This window comes from Gordonia alkanivorans, assembly GCF_004011905.1.
Lineage (GTDB): Bacteria > Actinomycetota > Actinomycetes > Mycobacteriales > Mycobacteriaceae > Gordonia > Gordonia alkanivorans.
Genome location: NZ_CP027114.1, coordinates 758711 through 778103, shown reverse-complemented (window position 1 = coordinate 778103; position 19393 = coordinate 758711). Strand labels below are relative to the sequence as shown.

Annotated in this window: 10 protein-coding genes and 2 pseudogenes; 4 read left to right on the top strand and 8 right to left on the bottom strand. The window is 68.1% G+C overall.

All coding sequences use genetic code 11. The features are described from left to right. Positions 1–103: 103 nt before the first annotated feature. The 5 genes from C5O27_RS03635 to C5O27_RS03615 all read right to left on the bottom strand — a co-directional run bounded on the left by C5O27_RS03635 (position 104) and on the right by C5O27_RS03615 (position 12338). Positions 104–1312, bottom strand: a complete 1209-nt coding sequence (locus tag C5O27_RS03635; RefSeq protein ID WP_127961935.1) for a DICT sensory domain-containing protein — start codon at positions 1310–1312, stop codon at positions 104–106. Positions 1313–1581: 269 nt separating this feature from the next. Then, positions 1582–2121, bottom strand: a complete 540-nt coding sequence (locus tag C5O27_RS03630) for a Dps family protein (protein WP_006358793.1) — start codon at positions 2119–2121, stop codon at positions 1582–1584. A gap of 163 nt (positions 2122–2284) precedes the next feature. Next, on the bottom strand, positions 2285–5611 hold the full coding sequence (locus C5O27_RS03625) for an arabinosyltransferase domain-containing protein (RefSeq protein WP_127961934.1): 3327 nt from the start codon (positions 5609–5611) through the stop codon (positions 2285–2287). Beyond that, on the bottom strand, positions 5604–8927 hold the full coding sequence (locus tag C5O27_RS03620; RefSeq protein ID WP_425269595.1) for an arabinosyltransferase domain-containing protein: 3324 nt from the start codon (positions 8925–8927) through the stop codon (positions 5604–5606). The genes C5O27_RS03625 and C5O27_RS03620 overlap by 8 nt, the downstream gene beginning before the upstream one ends. Positions 8928–8990: 63 nt before the next feature. Further along, a complete protein-coding gene (locus tag C5O27_RS03615; protein WP_127961933.1) occupies positions 8991–12338 on the bottom strand; it encodes an arabinosyltransferase domain-containing protein in 3348 nt (1115 codons plus the stop codon). Between the two features lie 68 nt (positions 12339–12406). Here C5O27_RS03615 and aroQ point away from each other — a divergent pair, with 68 nt between their 5' ends. From aroQ to C5O27_RS03600, 3 genes are all read left to right on the top strand, one after another. Next, on the top strand, positions 12407–12877 hold the full coding sequence (gene aroQ / locus C5O27_RS03610; RefSeq protein ID WP_006358789.1) for a type II 3-dehydroquinate dehydratase: 471 nt from the start codon (positions 12407–12409) through the stop codon (positions 12875–12877). A gap of 87 nt (positions 12878–12964) precedes the next feature. Next, complete coding sequence (locus C5O27_RS03605; protein WP_127961932.1) at positions 12965–13447, top strand: SRPBCC family protein; 483 nt, start codon at positions 12965–12967, stop codon at positions 13445–13447. Continuing rightward, positions 13440–13757, top strand: a complete 318-nt coding sequence (locus C5O27_RS03600) for an ArsR/SmtB family transcription factor (RefSeq protein WP_127961931.1) — start codon at positions 13440–13442, stop codon at positions 13755–13757. The genes C5O27_RS03605 and C5O27_RS03600 overlap by 8 nt, the downstream gene beginning before the upstream one ends. A gap of 30 nt (positions 13758–13787) precedes the next feature. Here the strand turns inward: C5O27_RS03600 and C5O27_RS03595 are convergent, their stop codons facing one another. Together C5O27_RS03595 and C5O27_RS03590 are read right to left on the bottom strand one after the other, a co-directional pair. Next, positions 13788–15350 carry an HNH endonuclease signature motif containing protein gene (locus C5O27_RS03595; protein WP_127961930.1) on the bottom strand — a complete coding sequence of 521 codons (1563 nt, stop codon included), beginning with the start codon at positions 15348–15350 and terminating at the stop codon, positions 13788–13790. 161 nt (positions 15351–15511) lie between these two features. Next, positions 15512–16921: pseudogene (locus C5O27_RS03590) on the bottom strand (alpha/beta fold hydrolase); the annotation flags it as partial. Between the two features lie 102 nt (positions 16922–17023). Here C5O27_RS03590 and C5O27_RS03585 point away from each other — a divergent pair. After that, positions 17024–18001 carry an IS481 family transposase gene (locus tag C5O27_RS03585; protein WP_127961867.1) on the top strand — a complete coding sequence of 326 codons (978 nt, stop codon included), beginning with the start codon at positions 17024–17026 and terminating at the stop codon, positions 17999–18001. Here the strand turns inward: C5O27_RS03585 and C5O27_RS03580 are convergent. Continuing rightward, positions 17993–19180 (bottom strand): annotated as a pseudogene (locus C5O27_RS03580) (AMP-binding protein); the annotation flags it as partial. The gene C5O27_RS03585 and the pseudogene C5O27_RS03580 sit on opposite strands and share 9 nt — an antisense overlap. Positions 19181–19393 lie beyond the last annotated feature (213 nt).

Below are 19393 nucleotides of genomic sequence, written 5' to 3'. Positions count from 1 at the left end.
CGACGGTGGGCTCGTCTGATTCGGACACTCCAGGCGACTTCGGCACAGGCGCATCGTAGTCAGCGATGCTGTGACAATCCCAAATCGAGCTCCCGTCGGGAACTCAGGCGAACCTGGCCAGGATCGAGTGAACGGCCTGCGTGACGGTCATCCGGTCATAGGTCTGGACGAACTCGAAGGTGCGCTCCAGGTCGGGGCCGGCGTCGTGCTGGTCGCGCGCGGAGAGCAGTGCGGCGAAGTGCGGGCCGAGGACCGCGACGTTCCACTCGTTGATCAGGTCGTCCTCGGGATCGAGGGGCGCTCGGTGCACGTTGCCGTCCCGCACGTCGGGGAGCCCGACGCCGTAGACGCCGGCCAGGCCGGTCTGGGTCGACATCTCCCGCCACCGCTTGGCGGTGCGGGGAGTGAAGTGCTCGGCGAACTGGAAGGTGCCCAGCACGATGGCGGCGCCCCCGATCGCGGCCTGGTGTTCCAAGGCCTTGCTCATCTCGATGAGCAGGCGCTTGTTGCCCATGCGCGGCTCGATGGAGGTCGATGCGATGCGATACGGGGTCGACTTCTCCGAGTCCGGGGTCGTCCACACCGGCATGTCGGGCAGCGGGACGATGGTCCGCGTCGCCAGAGTCGACGGGTCGGACACCGGCGGGTACAGATCGCCGATACCGAAGGCCGCGCCCATCGTCTGGGCGGTCACCCGGGACGACTCGTCGTCGACGCCCTCGGCGATCACCACGGCATGACTGCGTTCGGTGTGCGCGGCAAGGGCGTGGGCGAGCTGTGCGGCATCGGCGGTGGCCTGCTTGGCGAGGAGCTCGGCACCGGTCACGATGATGTCCGGTTCGACGAGCGACAGCAGGGTGGCGGCGTGTTCGCTGCGGACCAGGCCGTCGACACAGATGATCTTGCCCGCGGCGCGGGCCTGCGCGACCCGGGCCAGCGTGCGCTGGGGACTGCGTTCGACGGAGTCGGGCAGGATCACCATGACGTGGCGCTCGAGCGTGTGAGTGGTCTCCTCGTCGAGATTGTCGATCAGTTCCAGATCGAGGTTGACCAGGAGCGGAAGGATTTTGGCCAGCGACTGCGCGCGCGGGCTGGCGGCCATCTTCCGCTTACGCTCGTCCAGCACCGGGTGCTCTTCGACGAGCCGTGCGGCCCGCTTGAGGGCGGCGGCGGTGGCGAGGCGGGTTCCGGCGGGTCCACGGAGCTGTAGTTCGACGGCAGCCAACGCTCCGTCCGACAGCCGGCACACCGGCGCGAACTGCATGTGGAGCTCCAGATCGTCGAACAGCGTGAATGATCGTGTTTCAGCCACACGTACCTCCCCGTCAGAGCGAGGGCGCCCCGATCGATCCGGCGGACGCAATTGTCTTCACATCCTGTTCACGGCCTAAGCCTGTGCCCAGAGTAACAGTGCGTCGACGGTTGGACGTGCGACAACACCCGTACCACATCGAGAGATCAACTCTCGCAACGTGTTCGGGTCGAGAGGGGGGAAACCGCGGCCGCGAGCTGGTGGTGGGGGCGGTCGCGACCGCGGTTTCGGTGCGGGACCGGGCGATGGCCCCGCACCCGGTCTAGCGGTCAGCGTGCGGCATCGGCGGCTTCCTTCTCGCTGCTGGCGCCGGCGTGACTCAGCTCGCCCGTGTAGCTCTCGAGATGGGCGCGGACGAACCACTGGAACTTCTCGAGTTCAGCGGTCTGCCCGATCAGGACGTCCTCGGTTATCGGGTCGATCTCACCGATCTTCTCGATCGCGTCCCGGTGCGAGGTGATGAAGCCCTCGTAGACGAGGTCGAGGGCTCCGAGGTGTGCCTGTGCAGTGTCGCGACCGATGGAGTAATCGCTCCACGAGCGGTCGGTCTCGATCGCCTTGGCCGTGCCCTTGGGCGACGAACCCAGGGTCGCGATGCGCTCCGCGACGGTGTCGGCGTAGCCGCGGACGAGTTCGACCTGCGGGTCGATCATCTCGTGTACCCCGATGAAGTTCGCGCCGACCACGTTCCAGTGGATGTGCTTGAGGGTGAGATGCAGGTCGTTCAGTGCGCTGAGGCGCTCCTGCAGAATCCCGGCCACCTCATCGGCCGATTCCGTGCTGAGTCCTGGTGCCGTGAATTTACTCATGACACGACGCTAGGCCGCGGTCACGGCGGGATCGAGGGTCGCGCGGGATGAGTGACGCAACCGAGATTGGAGGTCACGGTGCGGTAACGAACGGAGGTCGCCTGGTTTCGACGAGGGTGTTGCGGGTAGCACCGCGACACCCTCGTCGGACCAGGTCAGAGCCTCAGTACCCGCTGGAACGCATCGGGGCGGGGTCGTACAGCCCCGACCGTCGTGCCTCCCCGAGTTCGATCTCGGCAGGCGGGGCCGGGATGATCTCGGTGAACCGCTGCAGGCCGCCCCAGTCGCGGCCCCAGTTGTTGCGCAGGTACGTCGGTAGCAGCGTCGGACGCAGCATCGCCTCGGTGATGCCCAACGGTCCGCCCGCGGTGCCCGACATCCAGGTCTGGCTGTTCTTCCTGGTGGCCTCGGCGTCGGGCATGATCCGCCACTTCGGCACCTCGAGTACACCGTGCCGGACCTTCATCGGCTGCTGGCACGGGAAGACCAGACCGGGCAGCCAGTCGATGAAGACCGGGTCGGTCCGGCCGACGACATCGTCCAGGGTCGCCAGCCTGCTGACGCGCGGCGGGGTGATGGCCACCCACTCCGACGACGCCGCTGCGGTGTCCTCGACCAGGATGCGCACCACGGTCGACTGTGCCGGCGAATCGGCCAGCGGGAACCGCAGGTTGCGCCAGGTCGGGACCTCACCGATGTCGATGGGGAACATCTGTCCCGTCGGCACCACCCGGCCGTCGGCGCCGACACGACCGAACTGCGCGATCACCTTCTGGCCGGCGTGGACGACGCCGATTCCGTCGACGGCCTCGACCGACCCGGCGACCGCCATGGTGAGCAGCGGGGCGTCGTCGGAACGTTCGGGAAGCTGGTACCAGTCCGTCGTCAGGGAGGCGGAGCCCGACGGCGAGCCGTAGCTGCCGAGAACCGGTGTCGCAGCTGGGTTCAGCCCGAACGGCAGACGGACCGTCGACCCGTTGATCCCGCGCGCACCCTGTCCGCCCTCGGTGCCACCCTGCGCCGACGACGAGTCGGCGGACTCGTCCGCACCGGCGCCGGTCTGCGCGGTGTTCTGGGCGGTCGTGGTGGACGAGGTGTCGCTCTCGGTCGCGTCCACCGACAGCTTGTCGGGGACGCCGTTGGGCGTGAAGCCGGTCGAGTCCGAACCCGAGAGTGCTTGTGCGACAGCGGGTGCCGGACGTCCGTTGACTGCCGCCGGAGAGAGCAGGCCGGCGGTCGGATCGGCCTCGACGAGGACATCGTTGGCCAGACCGCACGAGTTGCCGGTCAGGGCACGGGCATTGGACTTCATCCAGGACCAGGAGTCCCGTTGCTCGTAGGCGCCCTTCAGGAACGAGGCGACCATGAACAGCACCATCAGGCCGGAGATCACCGGCAGCGGTGAGAACTTGAGCTTCGAGTACCACCGGTCGCCACCGAGGGTCCGGGTCTGCTCGTCGACGAAGTCGTCGCGGAAGTGGAACCACAGACCGGCCAGGGCGGTGACCACCGCAGCGAGGAGGATGAACCACGCGACGTTGATCCCGCCGACGGCCGGCGGGCGGTCCCACCACGGCACGCCGTAGCTGCCGACGAACCACCAGCCGTTGGTGCCGGCGAAGGAGATCCCGGTGATCGCGAGGACGGCGGCCGCGAAGAAGGTGCGGTTGCGACGCGACCGGAGGACGGCCGGCGCCATCATCGCACCCGCCGCGGCGGCGATACCGGCGGCGATACCGGCGTAGACGCCGAAGTGGTGGGTCCACTTGGTCGGGGTGAACGCGATGAGGAACATGGTGCCGAGCGTGACCGCGATCAGTCGCCAGATCGGGGCCCGTGCAACGCCGTTGGGATGCTCGCGACGGAGCAGGCGCAGGAGCACGACGAACAGGCAGAGGATCATCGCCAGCACGCCGAAACGACGTGCGAGGGTACCGTCGGCGGTCGGCAGGATCAGGTAGTAGTACCGGATCGGTTCCTGCCACCACTCCAGGGTCGGCCCCACGTCGGAGGCGACCTTGTTGCCCGCGATCAGCGGGGCCAGGGGCTGGTCGAAGAAGATCTGGAAGAGCACCGCGGTACCGGCGGCCAGGATCGGCGCGAGCATCGGCAGCAGCCCGTCGCGGCGACGCCGGGACACGAGCGTCTTGACGATCGGCCGGACGCCCGCGAGTAGCGCGGCGACCGCCATCAACCCGCCGGGGGCGAGGGCGAGGGTGAAGGCCGCGGTCACCACCGCGATCGCGTACGGCAGCAGGCGCCGCGTCGCGATCGCCCGTTCCACGCAGCACCAGGTGAGCAGCGCGCCCACGGCCTCCGCGGGTTCCGGGCGCAGTCCGTTGTTGAACGGCAACCAGATTGCGAGGAAGACGAACGCCGCCGACCAGACCGCGGGCGTGCTGTTGCGGACGGTGCGGCCCAGACGAGGGATCACCTCGCGGCTGATGAGCCACCAGCCGAGAAGGCCGAGCAGTAAGGCGGGCAGGCGCATGAACGGCGCGGCGACGCTGATGTGCGACATCGCCGAGATGACCTGGAAATGCCAGCCGAAGGGATCCTGCGGGACACCGAAGTAGCGGAAGTAGTTGTCCGCGTATCCGGCCTCGCTGGTGATGCGGCCGACGGTGAAGTTGTAGCCGTCGTCGGAGGTGTTGGCGCCGGCGAACCACCAGAAGGCCAGGATCGCGAACACCGCGACGTCCGGCGGGCGGATGGTCCACCAACCGGTCGGCAGGAAACGCTTGTGCGCCCGCCCGTCCCGGCTGTCGAGAACACCGAGAGCGATGAGCGAGAGGATCGTCATCACGATGCCGATCACGATCGCCGCGAGCTTCACCGGCGTCGGCGAGGTGACGTAGCGCGTGTCGATGGTGGCGCGCAGCGACAACCCGTCGCGGGACACGTCGGCGGGCAGATCGCTGTAGATGCCGACGATCTGCGGTCGCATCTCGTGGTCGGGGATGGCGAACTCGTTGAGACCACCATCGGCGGCGTCCGGGGCGGGCAGGCCCTCGAAGCGGCCGTCGACGCCCTCACCGTCGGCGTGCATCACGATCCGGCAGTTCGGGTTGGCCTGCGCCGCCGCACGGTCGGTGTCGAGGAGCACCACGTTGCGGTCGATCATCGTCAGCGTGTCGGCGGTGGCGCGGACGAAGAGGCCGCGAGCGGAGTCGTCCTGTCCACCCTCCGGCGTCGTCGAGAGGAGGACACCGCCTTGCGCGGGCAGGCGGGCGGCCAGCGAACACGGCACGGACATGTCCATGTCGATCGGGACGAAGGCCACCAGTGGTGCGGCCACATCCGAGACCGAATCGCCCTGTGGCCATTCGAGTTCGGCGGTGGTCTGGTTCACCGGCAGGATCGGCGTGACGATCGCGAGCAGGAAACCCAGCAGGCCGGTGACGACCGCGACGATCTTCGCGGTGCGATAGTCGCGTCCGGGCCGCTCGTCGGCCTGCGGGGCCGTGCTCGTGGGGTTGGGTTCACTCATCCGATTCGGGCTCCACCCTGATCGAGCCGGCGCGTGACCAGCCCCATTGCGTCGTCTGTGCGGTGTCGATCTGTGCGTTCGGTGCGTCGGGTACCAGTGGCGTCAGCTTCTCCAGGGCGCCCCATTCGCGGACCCAGTCGTCCTTGAGGTAGGTCGACACGGCCTGGGCCGAGGTCGTCGCCTCCGAGATGGCCAGCAGGCCGCCGTCGACCCCCGCCTGCCAGGTCTTGGACTGCGAGTTGGTCAGCGGGTAGTCACCCAGGATCCGCCACTGCGGGACCTGGGCGACGCCGTGCGAGACACCCATCGGCTGCTGGCACGGGAAGTGCGAGGCCACCCCGAAGTCGATCAGGGTCGGCGCCGTCGTCCCGACGACCTCCTGCAGGGTCTGCAGCTGCGGCGCGCGCGGCGGGGTGATCCCGATGAACTGCTTGTCGCCGAGGTTGTTGTCCTGCAACGACAGTCGCATCACGGTCGCGGCCGGCGGTGCGGCCGCCATCGGCACCCGCATGTTGCGCCACGGGCGGTTGAGGATCACCGGTCCGGGGTCGATGGGCAGGATGTCCGGGCCGACCTGCTGGAACGAGCCGTCGGGGCCGGGACGGCCGAACTGCACGACCATCTTCTGCCCGAAGTTGCGCACCCCGAAGGTGTCGATGGTCGAGACGGCGCCCGCGGTGCTGAACACGAGCAGCGGCGACGCGGCACGGTCGGCGGGCAGGTCGTACCAGCCCGTCGTCAGGCGCGCCTCGCCGTTGTATCCGTAGCTGCCGAGCACGGGCGTGGTGGCCGGGTCGAGTCCGTAGGGGAGCTTGGCGTTCGACCCGTTGACGGTTTCGGGTCCGCGGCCGCCGGTGGTCCCGGAGCCGAGTCCGCCGGTGATGGCGAACGGGCGTGCCATGCTCGCCGACACGTTCATCTGGCCCGGGCGCTGGCTTCCCGGTTCGGGCTGCAGGTCGCCGGGGATGCCGTTGGGGGAGAAGCCCACCGGGTTCTCGCCGCGCAGTGCCTCGGTCGCCGACGCACCGCCGGCGGGGGTGAGCATGCCGGTGTTCGGGTCGACTTCGACGAGCACCTCGTCGGCGAGGCCACACGGGTTGCCGCGCAGGGTGTTCAGGTTCTCGGTGAGCACCGTCGGTGCCGGATACCGGGTGACGGCGGCCTTGACGAACAGCAGCATCTCGACGACGACGAGGAGTCCGGCGATCACCGCGATCGGCGAGGATGCGAGGAACAGGCGGCGACGATCCGCGCGGGTCTCGCCGGGGCCGGTGTCGCTGTGAGCGAGTCCGCGATTGGTGACGTAGTCGAGTCGCAGATGTTGCCACACCGCCAGGGCGGCGGCGAGGACGGCGAGGATCAGGAACAGCGTCGACGCCCCGTAGCCGGCGATGACGGGCGCCCGGTCGAACCAGGAGATGCCGTACTCGTAGGCGAACGGCCAGGAGTTGTAACCGGCCATCGCCGCGGCCATCGCGAACAGCAGACCCGACACGAAGACGGTGAGGTTGCGTGCCGACCGTGCTGCGGACTGGGCGACGGCGAGGGTCGCGGCCGCGGCGATCGCCGCCGCGAGACCGGCGAGCACGCCGAACTGGATCGTCCACTTGGTCGGGGTGAACACGAACAGCAGCAGGGTCACGCCGACGGCGCCGACGAGACGCCACACCGGGCCGGGGTCGACACCGCGAATCCTGGTGCGCCGCAGCATCACCGCGACCACGACGAACAGGCCGGCGAGAAGCAGCAGCAGTGGCACCCGCCGGGTCAGCGAGCCGTCGTCGGTGACGACCGAGATGAAGTAGTACCGCAAGAACTCCTGGTGCCAGGAGATCACCGGGCCGACGGTGTAGCGGAGCTTGACGGCCTCGAGCACAGTCGCGAGCGTCTGGTCCCGTAACACGATCACCAGTACGACCATCCCGGCGGCGACGATCGGCGCGACGAGCGCCGCGGTCGACGTCCACGTCGAACCGCCGAGCTCGTTGCGTCGTCGGAGCAGGATGTGCAGCAACGCGCGGGCGGCGACGAGCAGGATCGCGACACCCACGACGCCGTGCGGGGCGAGCGCGAGGGTGAACCCGGCGAGCGCCGCGGCCAGCGCCGCCGGCAGCAGGCGTCGGGTGGAGATGGCGTATTCGGCTGCCCACCAGGTCAACAGGGAGCCGAGGACGATGATGCCCTCGCTGCGCAGGCCGCTGCAGAACGGCAGCCAGAACGCCGTGAAGGTTAGGGCGGCAGCCCAGGTCGCCCACGAGCTGCGACGCACCGCCGGGCCGAGACGCGGCAGCAGCACCCGGCTGAGCACGAACCACGACACGAGGCCGGCGACGAGTGCCGGGATGTGCATCCACAGGATCGACGGCGAGATCGACGACCACATCGAGAGGAAGCTGTAGTACCAGTCGAACGGCGCCTCGGGGATGCCGTAGTAGCGGTAGTAGTTGGCCAGGTAACCGAACCCGTCGGCGGTGCGGCCCATGTTGAGGACGTAACCGTCGTCGGGCGACCCGGCACCCAGGAACAGCCAGATCAGCAGGATCGTCGTCACGACCAGGTCGGCGGCGCGCGGCTTCAGTGAGTGCCACCAGGCGTGGGTGCGGGCCCCGATCCGCCGGTGGTAGCCCTGGATGCGGTCGAGAAGGGCCAGGGCGACCAGGGCCACGATCACCGAGATCACGGCGAGGACCATCACGATGATCTTCAGGACCGTCGGCGAGGACTCGTAGCGGTTGTCGATGTCGATCGAGACCGACATCCCGGCGTCGGCCGCGGCGCGGGCCTGCTCGGCACTCAGTTCGCTGAAGATGCCGGCGACCTGCGGTCGCTTCTCCGGCGGCAGCACCGTCGAGTCACCGAGGCCGACGAACCGGGCGCCGGGTCCGCTCGGGGCGGAGAAGATGTGCAGCTCGCGGCAACGGTCGAGTTCGGCGCGGGCCGCGGTGGCCGCGACGCTGTTGCGGAACGTGACGGTGACGGCCTGATCGGACTTCGTCACCCACAGCGACGAGCCCTTCGACTTCGGCGCGCTCACCGGCATGGTCGAGAGGACGACGCCGTTGCGAGCGCCGGTAAGCGTCGAACACGGGATGCGCGCCTCGAGCGTCTGCGGGGTCTGCGCGATGAGCGGCGCCATCACCGATGACGTCTCCGCCGCGAGCTCCTGACCTGCGGGCCAGGTGATGTCGGCGTCGGTGGCCTTCACCGGCAGGAGCGGGGTGAGAGCGCACAGCACGACGCCGAGAACACCCGCGACGATCGCGATCAGACGGGCGGTACGTGCGGAAACACGGGACGTCGGGGCTGTCACAGGCACGGTGCTTGATCGTATGCGACCGGCACCCGCCCACCTAGCGCCCACCCTGAGCTGCGCCGCTCGTCAGTGTCGGATCGGCGCCGGGCTCCACAGGCCGCTGCGGGTCTGGGTGCCGGTGTCGATGTCGGCGAGGGTGTCCACGCCGCCGTACGGCTCGTAGCGCTCCAGCGCGCCCCAGTCGCGACCGATGTCGGCCATCAGGTACGTCGGCAGCGCGGTGGCCTGCTGGGAGACCTCGATCCAGCCGAGCGGTCCACCGCCGAAGCTGTTCTGCCACGCCGACACCGCTGCGGCGAGATCGGCTCCCGGCTTGATGCGCCACTTCGGGATCTCGGCGATACCCGCGTCGTGGGTGAACGGTCGCTGGCACGGGAAGCCGAGCCCCGACGTCCAGTCGACGTGGACCGGGTCGGTGCTGCCGACGACGTCCTGCAGGGTGTCCATCTGCGGAACCCGTGGCGGGGTCAGCACGATGAAGCGGTCCTCGTTGAGATTGTCGTCGGTGGCGACGATGCGGACCGCGGTGGTGTCGGCGGGCAGCTCATCGGTGTTGTACCGCAGGTTGCGCCAGGCCGGGCGCGGTCCGGGGTCGATGAGTTCGGTCTCACCGGCGGCGGTCAGGTCGGCGTCCCCGGTGTCCGGTCCGATCGGGTCGGCGGTGTATTCGAGCATCACGTTCGGGTTGTCGTACTCACCGGCCACCGACATCGTCAGCAGCGGACGGTCACGCCAGTCCTTCGGGAGCGCGTACCAGCCGGAGGTCAGGCGCGCCGGAACCTGGTCGAGCTTGGAGTAGCTGCCCATGACCGGCGTCGTCGCGGGGTCGAGGAAGAACGGCAGGGCCGCGGTGCTGCCGTTGACGCCGGGTTCGGGCAGTTCGCCGCCGCCGGTGCCGCCGGGGTTGGAGTTCAGGATCTTGGGGTCGGCCCAGACGTTGCCGGACAGCACGCCAAGCGAGCCCTCGCTGGCGGTCGACGCCAGGTCCAGCGGAACCCCGTTCGGTGAGAAGCCGGACGTGGTGGCCGACGCGCCGGGGGCGGGCGGCGGCCCGGCGAGCGGATTGGTGAGCGAGGAGTCGACCGGGCGCAGCATGTCGCGGTTCGGGTCCGCCTCGACCCACACCTTGTCGGCCATCGCGCACGGCTTTCCGGCGACCGCGGCCAGGTTGGACCGCGGTACCGAGAAGGACGAGCTCTGGTGGATGCCGGCGAAGATCGCGGTGATGATCTGGAAGACGACGACCGCCATCGCGAGGTAGGCGAGGGGGGCGGCCGCCACCGAGGCGAACAGTCGCCGATACCACCGCTGGTCGGAGGTGCCGACGGGTTCCGCGGGATGCGGATCGGTGCCGGTGAACGGTTCGCGGAAGTGGAACCACAGTGCGACGAGCAGCAGCGCGAGCGACGCGTACAGCAGGACGCTGCCCAGCATCACGCCGCCGATCGTCACCTGCTGGATGCCCCAGGGCATACCCCAGGAGGAGTAGTAGTAATAGGAGTTCGGCGCGGTGAACGCCAGACCGCCGATGAACAGGACGAGCGCGCAGAACAGGGTGCGGTTGCGTCGTGAGTGCATCGACTGCTGGCTCGCGGCGATCGCGGCGATGGCTGCCAGTGCGGCGGCGATACCGGCGAAGACGCCGAAGTGGTGGGTCCACTTGGTCGGCGTGAACATGAGGAACACCAGCGAGGCGAAGGTGATCGCGACGATGCGCCGGGTGGGTCCGATGGCCGTTCCGGGGATGCGGTTCTTGCGGATCAGGACCGCTGCGGACACCACGAGACCGAGGATCATCGCGAGGACCGCGAAGCGTCGAGCGATCGAGCCGTCGGCGGAGAAGGCGAACAGCGCCGAATAGCGACCGAGCTCGTTGTACCAGTTCATCGACGGTCCGAGCGCGGTCTTCATGCTCGACGCCTCGGAGAACGAGCGCAGGGTCAGGTTCGAGAACACCACGAAGACGACGAAGCTGCCGGCGGCCAGGATCGGTGCGATCAGCGCGACGAACGACCATCGCAGCGCGCGGGGCGAGGTCGAGTCACCGGTGATCACCCGGGCACGTTTGATCAGCGCCATGATCATCGGACGTGCGCCGGCGATCAGTGCCGCGACTGCGAGCAGGCCGGTGGGGCCGGCGGCGATGCTGAACGCACCGACCAGGCAGGCCACCGCGGCGGGCAACAGTCGGCCGGTCGCGATGGCGCGCTCCACCGAACACCAGGTGAGCAGGGCGCCGAGGCAGATGATCGGCTCGGGACGCAGGCCGTTGTTGAACGGGAACCAGCAGGCGAGGAAGGTGAAGGCCGCGGTCCACGCGACATACGGGCGGGCGATCGCGGCGCGGCCGAGCCGCGGGATCACCTCGTGACTCACGATGAGCCACACCAGGATCCCGCAGGCGAGCGCGGGTAGCCGCATCCACGGACTGGCCACCGAGACATGGCTGAGCAGTCCGAAGACCTGGTAGTACCAGCCGAACGGCGCTTCCGGCGCGCCGTACCAGCGGAAGTAGTTGGCGGTGTAGTCGCTGTCCTGCGCGACCCGCGACATCGTCAGCAGGTAACCGTCGTCGGAGGTGTTCGGGCCGATCATGTGCCAGAGGATCAGCGCACCGATCACCACATAGTCGCGCGCGTTGAGGCGCCACCAGCGGGCCGGGAAGATGCGTCGATGACGGCGGCCGTCGGTCGCGTCGAGAGCGGCGAGTGCGGCCAGCGAGAGCAACGTCGAGGCGACACCGACGATGACGACGAGCCACTTCGAGATCGTCGGGGCCGTGTTGTACCGGGAGTCGACCGTGACGTGCGCGTCGAGACCCTCGATGGCGGCCGCGGGTCCGGACAGGTCGGTGAAGAGGCCGGTGACCTGCGGTCGCTGATCGGGCGAGTTCTTGAAGGCCTCTTTGTCCTCGGTGGTGCCCTCGAGCGGGTCGCCGGCGTCGTTGGTCATGCCGACGAACTCGGCGGTCACCGCGTCGGAATCGGCGTGGACGACGATCTCGCGGCAGTCCTGCGTGCGCATGTCCTGGAGGCTCGCGGAGATCAGCGGGACGTTGCGGATGACCACCTCGACGCCCTGGCGGTCGGCGGGGGCGTCGGCGGCGCCCGTCTTGCGGATGAACAGGCCGCGTTCGGCGGACTTCTCCGCCTGCTTCGGTGTGGTCGACAGCAGGACCGAACCACCGGGAGGCAGGTCGTCGACCGCGGCGCACGGGATGGTGACGTCGAGGTCGACGGGGGTGTAGCCGATGAGCGGGGAGGCGACGGAACCGATCTGTCCGTTCTGGGGCCAGTTGATCTCCGCGGTCTTCTGCTCGACCGGCATCAGCGGGGTGGCGAGCGCGAGCAGAAAGCCGAGCAGGCCGGTGACGATGGCGACGATCCTCGCTCGTCGGACGGTCTGCGCTGGCACAAAGAGAGATGGTAGCCGCTGAGGTGTCTCGCCCCGGTCGGCGAGGCGGCTGAGACTATGGTGAACCCATGTCCGACTCCACGTCCGATACGGCCGGTGCGCAACCGCTGCCGATCCTGCTGCTCAACGGGCCGAACCTGAACACCCTGGGTACGCGTGAGCCGGCGATCTACGGCTCCGAGACGCTCGATGATGTCGTCGACCTCGCCGAGCGGACCGCGTCGGAACTCGGTTTCGGCCTGCGTGCGGCGCAGACCAATCACGAGGGACAGATGATCGACTGGATTCACGAGTCGGTCGGGAAGATCAGCGGCATCGTCATCAACCCCGGCGGGTGGACCCACACGTCGGTGGCCCTCGCCGACGCCCTGGTGGTGCCCGGCGTGCCGATCTTCGAGGTGCACATCAGCAATGTGCACAAGCGCGAGGCGTTCCGGCACCACTCCTATGTCTCACCGCTCGCGGCCGGCGTCATCGCGGGTTACGGCATCCGCGGTTACGAGTTTGCGATCCGACGACTCGCGGAGATCGTGGACTGAACCCGATTGCTGCAACCCAGGGGTTGCAAGTTGCCGGTAATGATGCAACCATTGGGTTGCATCATTCGAAGTGACCCAGGAGGCGTCATGAGTGCGACCGATCCCGAAACAGTCAGTGCGGCAACCGATGAGAACTTCGATCGGGTCGAGCGGGAGATCGCCATCGAGGCGACCGCCGAGCGCGTGTGGCAGCTCGTCAGCGAGCCGGGCTGGTACATCAACGACAGCGTGATCACCGAGCACCGGATCGACCGCGACGGAGATCTGTCGACGGTGCACGATCCGGTCCACGGCGCCTTCGTCTTTCGCACCGTGAAACTCGACGAGCCGCGCTACGCCGCCTTCCGTTGGCTCGCCGACGCATCCGATCCCGACTCGGAGTCGACGCTCGTCGAGTTCTGGATCGCCGACTCCGGGTCCGGGGTGATCCTCAAGGTCGTCGAGTCGGGATTCGCCTCGCTGTCCGGTTCGGAGGCGGAGCGACGCGCCCGGTTCGACGGCAACGCCGAAGGGTGGAAGCTCGAGCTCGAACTGGCACGCACCCACCTGACGAGCAGATCCGATGCCTGAGGTTGCTCCGGTCGAGATCTTCGGCGCTCTCGCCGACGAGAGTCGCTGGCAGATCCTCGTCAGAGTGGGAACCGAACCGGCGTCGGCGTCGACCCTCGCCACCGAGTTGCCGATCAGCCGTCAGGCGATCGCCAAACATCTCAAGATACTGACCGATGCGGGCCTGGTCGCCGCGTCTCGCGCCGGCCGCGAAATACGTTACGAGGCAGCCGGTTCGGAGCTCTCGCGCCTCGCACGACATCTGGACACGATCGCGCGCGGATGGGATCGCCGTCTGGCCGGTATCAAGAAGGCCGCCGAACGCGACTGATCCGCGAGAGGTTGCTCGTGGGGTGACCTCTCAGAACGGCGGTGGCCCGCCGGCCTGCTCACGTCGTTCACGTTCTCGCTGGTTGCGGGCACGCTCGGCCCGCCGGCGTGCGTGCTTGTGCGCGAGCCGGTTGCTGGTGGGCGGGGTGTCGTCCCCCGTGATGACTCGTGGGGACGGTGGGGCTTGGGGTGGCTGTTCGTAGCGGATACGACGCAGGTTGGGGAAGGAGTCCTCGAGGTTCTCGGCGTCACCAGGGATGACGAACCCCTCGGGGGTGCGGTATTCGGTGACCAGGTGGCCGTCGTCGTCGCGGTACTGGACGTCGATCCAGTCGCCGAACGTCTTGTGTAGATGCCCGAACCGGCACTTGGCGTTCAAGTTCTCACTCGCCGTCGCCCCACCCTGGGCGGGATTGGTGTGGTCGTACTCGGTGACGTGGTCGAGATCGCTACCGAAAGCTGAGTGGGCGCAGCCGGGTTCGGTGCAGTACCCATCGCGGACACGCACGAAATCGGCGCACGCAGCCGTGGGTCGGTACGGGTCGGCGGCTTGCGCACCGGGGTAGACGATCACGACGTCGTTCGACGGGACGTCCTCGACGACGATGCGGGCCGGTGGTGTGCGGACCGGGGTGACGGGTGTGATGGTGGAGTCCGACCGTTCGGCGAGATCGCGGACGTGGTCGTCGGAGATGACGCCGGCGCCGTCGACCCAACCGACCCCTGGTGCCCCGGCGAGGGTGGCGGCGTCGGTGACGACGTGGATGACGACCTCGGTACTCACCGACCGGACCACCTCGGCGGGGTCGGGGATCTCGGCGTCACAATCCTCACGCCCGCATTGGCAGTCGAAGATGGTGCCGGTCAACAGCGCGAACATGGCATCGGAGTTGCGCTGGTTACGGTTGCGGCCGTCGTGCGCACACACGGTATCGGCCAACGCTTTCACCGCTTGTGCCGCGATGCGAATGTTCTCCGCGGCCATCACGCCGGTGATCTCACCGGTGCCGTCGGTGAAGTTCTCGGTCCACATACCGCGCTTGTCCAACGCTTCACGACGCCGCTCCCGCACCGCGTCAGGATCGTGACGAAAGACGAGGCGATCGACCATGTCACGCAGCTTCGGTGTGGTCCAGGCGCCCTTGCGAGTCCGCACGATGCGTTCGATCTCGGTATCGAGGTCCGCGATGACGGCGGCGTCGGAGATGAGGTCGGTGCGGGAGATGACCGTCTGGATCAACTGGCGCGACAGGATGCCGTCGCGCAGGGTGGTCAGCACTTTCGGTAACCGGTCCCGCAGGGCGAGCGCTTCACCCACCCACTGATCGGCCTGGTAGCGGGTGATGGCGGCTTCGCGGCAGACCCGGGTCACCATCTCGGTGTAGCGGTCGATGAAGAATCCGCCCTGAGTGTTGACCACGAGCTGGTCGTAGACGGTGACGATCGACTCATACCGGCACCACGCCAGATAAGCCTCACCATGGCGGATCGAACCGAACCGTTCCATATGGGTTGCGGTGTCAGACAATTCGGGGTGGGCAGGATCGACCCCGGCGAGGAACCCGCTCGGAAGATCGGTCCATGCACGCGACACGCTGCCCCCACAACGTCTACAGCCCAACCTGGATGGCTGAATCTGTTACCAACCAATCTAGATCAACCCACCGACAAACGCGGATCCTCCTCCACAAGGTCGGGAAATAGAAACGTTGTGGGGCAGACGGTTTGATCGGAATGAAGTCTGGCAGACAAGTTCTAACCTGCCGCGCGCTCCAGGATCTCCTCTATCGCCCTTGCGGTCTCGGTGGCGTGCGGAGCGCGGATCATCGAGATGTGGTCGCCGTCGATGTCGAGGAACTCGACCTTCCCCGACGTGAAGTGGCCCCAGAGGGCGGGATCGTCGGTGTTGGTGCGTGCCTTGACGACCGTGATCGGACCCGAGTAGGGGCTGGGCCGGTGCCGTCGGATCATCTTGGTGCCGAGGCGGAAGAAGACGACCCACTGCACCGGCGTCGACAACGGGACGAGTCCCGCGGTGAGAACCAGTGCCTTGAGGGCGATTTCCTGCACGACGCGCTGGACCGGTGAGCCGGTGGGCTTCTTCGCGTCGGTTCCGGTGCGGTCCGGCAGTGTCTCGCTCGTCATCGTCAGCGAGCGCAGCGAGTTGCCGATGCGCTGCACGACGTTCGGTCCGCTCCCGGAAAGGCGTTGTGCCAGAATCGGGTCGATGACCGAATCGAGCACGGCGACCGGATGGCAGGTCTCGCCGGCCCGGGTGAGGCGCGCGGCGACCTCGACGGCGATGAACCCGCCCAGCGAGTAACCGCCGATCTGATACGGGCCGTGGGGCTGCACCGACCGGATGTCGGCGATCGCCCGACGTGCCGCGGCGCGCACAGAATGATCTGCACGGCCGCGCTTTTCGACGCCACGGGACTGGATGGCGTACACCGGACGGTCGCCGGAGAGTGCACGGACGACCGGCGTCAGGCTCGTCGCGAGACTGCCCGCCCCGGCGATGAGGAAGACCGGGTCGCCGGCGCCCTTCCGCAACGGGATCAGCGTGGCACCGGTGGCGTTCTTGGAGCGCTCCTTCGCGGCCGCCTCGATCCGCTGCGCGAACTGCGCGATCGTCGGTGCCTCGGCGAGCATGGCGGTGTTCACCTCCAACTGGAGGTGGTGCTGGACCTCGGAGAGCATCTTGGCTGCGGCGAGGGAGTCACCGCCGAGCTCCACGAAGTCGTCGTGACGACCGAAGGACTGGGGTTCGAGACCGAGGATCTCGCTCCAGAAGCGGTGCAGCGCCATCTCGGTCAGCCCGCGCGGACGCTCGGGCGTCGGGCGCGGTGGGGGAGGAGGCAGGGCTCCGCGGTCGACCTTGCCGCGCTCGTTGCGCGGGATCTCCGAGACCACGACGATGTCGCGCGGGATCATCCACGGGGTCAGCGTCTTTCCGAGTTCGTGCCGGATCTCCGCGGGCGACGGCGACCACTTCAACGGGTCGACGGCCACGTGCGCGGTGAGCCGGCCCTCGTCCCGATCGGCGGTGACGACGGCGTCGGTGGTCCAGGGCAGCGACCGCAGCGCGGACTCGACCTCGAGGGGTTCGACGAGATAGCCGCGGATCTTGATCGCGTCGTCGCCACGACCGAGCAGTGCTAGTTGTAACTCTTGGGGAGGTTGTGAACGGCGTGGTGCCGGTCAACAGGTGAGGGCCTCCGGTATCGATGTGGTTACCACACACACGCCGATCACCAAGAGGCCCTCATGACCCACCGTAATGCCTTCCTCACCGAACGTGGCCGTCTGGCCCTGGCTCAGTGCGTCGTCGATAAGAACTGGCCTCTACGACGGGCCGCCGAACGGTTCAACTGCTCACCGGCCACGGCCAAGAAGTGGGCCGACCGCTACCGGCAGACCGGTGAGGCCGGCATGGCAGATCGGTCCAGCCGCCCCTACCGGTCACCCCATCAGCTCCCTGTGCGCCGGGAACGTCGAATCATCAAGTTGCGGTTCCTGCGTCGCTGGGGCGCTGCACGAATCGCTGCGCACCTGCGGCTAGCAAAATCGACCGTCGAGGCGGTGTTGCGCCGGTATCGGATGCCGCTGTTGCGTCACCTCGACCAGGCCACCGGGCTTCCGGTACGCCGGACACCGCCACGACGCTACGAACACGACGCTCCCGGCGACCTGATCCACATCGACATCAAGAAACTCGGCCGCATCCCCGAAGGCGGCGGCCACCGCAAACTCGGGCGCACGATCGGCAACCGGCACAACAAGAAACACCGCCCGGGGTACGCATATCTGCACCACGCCGTCGATGACCATTCCCGGCTGGCATACTCCGAGATCCTCACCGACGAACGCAAAGAGACCGCCGCGCAGTTCTGGGACCGCGCCAACGCCTTCTTCAGCCAACATGGGATCACTGTGAGACGAGTGATGACCGACAACGGCGCCTGTTACCGCTCAAAGGTTTTCGCAGAATCCCTCGGCGCCGAGATCAAGCACAAGAAGACCCGTCCCTACCGCCCGCAAACCAACGGCAAGGTCGAACGATTCAACCGCACCCTGGCCTCGGAATGGGCCTACGCCGAGTTCTACAGCTCAGAAACCGCCCGCGCAGCCACCTACGACGACTGGCTACACCACTACAATCACCACCGAGCCCACACCGGCATCGGCGGACTCACCCCGATCGAACGCCTACACGTTCACAACCTGCCCGGGTCTTACAGCTAGTTCACCGTTCTCGTCGAGACGGCCGAGATCGCCGGTGCGGTAGCGTCTGCGGCCGTCGGGCAGCGAGGTGAAGCGGGCCGCGGTCAGCTCCGGATCCGCGTGGTACCCGGAGGCGATGTGTGCGGATTCGACGATGACCTCACCGGTGGTCCCCGGCGGCAGATCGTGACCGTCCTCGTCGACGATGCGGACGACCTTGTCCGATGCCGGGAGGCCGACCGGTATCGCGCCGTCGGTGACCTCGCGTTCCGGTGGGAAGAGATTGAAGGCCAGGTTGCCGACCTCGGATGCGCCTGCCCAGCAACAGAACACGCCGCGGGAGAGGATCGTGTTCCGTGCGAGTTCGACATCTGCGCGATGCGCAGGCTCACCGCAGGTCGAGAGCAGGCGCAGGGAGTCGACGGCGTCCTCGGCGTCGAGCTCGCCCAGCCACGACCGGAGCAGCGACGGAGTGCAGTGCGCGGTGGTGGCACTTTCGGCGGACAGCCAGTCGCGTAGCCCGGTGGTCGTGCGGCGCCGGACATCCCACAGCAGCATCGTCGCACCGTTCAGGAGGCTCATCGCGAGCGCGTCGAGCCCGCCGCCGAAGCTCAGCGGCAGCAGCACCGCAGCGCGATCGTCGGGACCGAGCTCCATGAACCGTCGGCCGTCACGCGCGTGGTTGACGGGTGTGCGCTGGGCGAGTACGACCCCCTTGGGGGTGCCGGTGGAGCCGGAGGTGAACAGGAGAACTGCAGGGTCGTCGGGTGCGGGTTCGGCGTAGGGCGTCGCGGCCTGGTCGAGCGGCGCGAGCTGACCGACGGTCGCCGGGGTGAGGAGGTGCGCCCCGGACAGTTCCAGGATGTTCGCGCGGCGGTCCTCGGGCAGGAACGGGTCGACCAGTACGAGCGGACGTCCGGCGCACCAGACCGCGAGCATTGAGAGCACCGAGTCGACGTCGGACTCGATCTCGACGGCCACCGGGTTGTCCGTCGGGGTCGTGTCGAGGATTGCGCGGGCGAGGTCGTCCACCCGCGCGGCCGCCTGCGCGAAAGTGATCGACTGCTCCGGAGTGCGGATCGCGGCCGAGTCGCCACCGCTGCGGGCGATGGCTCGCCATCGGGCGGCGACGGTCCCGGCGGACTCGGATGATCCGGCCGTGGCAAACGGACTGTGATCCAGGTATCTGGCGCCGGTCATGTCCTCGAACTCCCCAGGTGGCGGGGGGGACCACGGTTGCGGGCGGGCCGCGGCTCTCGACCCGGACGGCGCCGTTCCGTGCGGGACGCGGCCCCTCCTCCGGCCCCGGAAACTACTCAGGTAACGCTACCCTTTGTTCGGCTCATCGGCAGTGTTGGACGGCGAGAACGTGGCGCGGGTAACAGTAGGGTGAAGACAGATCGGTAGGCCCGA

Excerpts from the sequence above, each read along its gene's own strand:
- C5O27_RS03605 (WP_127961932.1), top strand. The coding sequence starts at position 12,965 with ATGAGTGCGACCGATCCCGAAACAGTCAGTGCGGCAACCGATGAGAAC.
- C5O27_RS03630 (WP_006358793.1), bottom strand. The coding sequence starts at position 2,121 with ATGAGTAAATTCACGGCACCAGGACTCAGCACGGAATCGGCCGATGAG.
- C5O27_RS03600 (WP_127961931.1), top strand. The coding sequence starts at position 13,440 with ATGCCTGAGGTTGCTCCGGTCGAGATCTTCGGCGCTCTCGCCGACGAG.
- aroQ (WP_006358789.1), top strand. The coding sequence starts at position 12,407 with ATGTCCGACTCCACGTCCGATACGGCCGGTGCGCAACCGCTGCCGATC.
- C5O27_RS03585 (WP_127961867.1), top strand. The coding sequence starts at position 17,024 with ATGACCCACCGTAATGCCTTCCTCACCGAACGTGGCCGTCTGGCCCTG.
- C5O27_RS03625 (WP_127961934.1), bottom strand. The coding sequence starts at position 5,611 with ATGAGTGAACCCAACCCCACGAGCACGGCCCCGCAGGCCGACGAGCGG.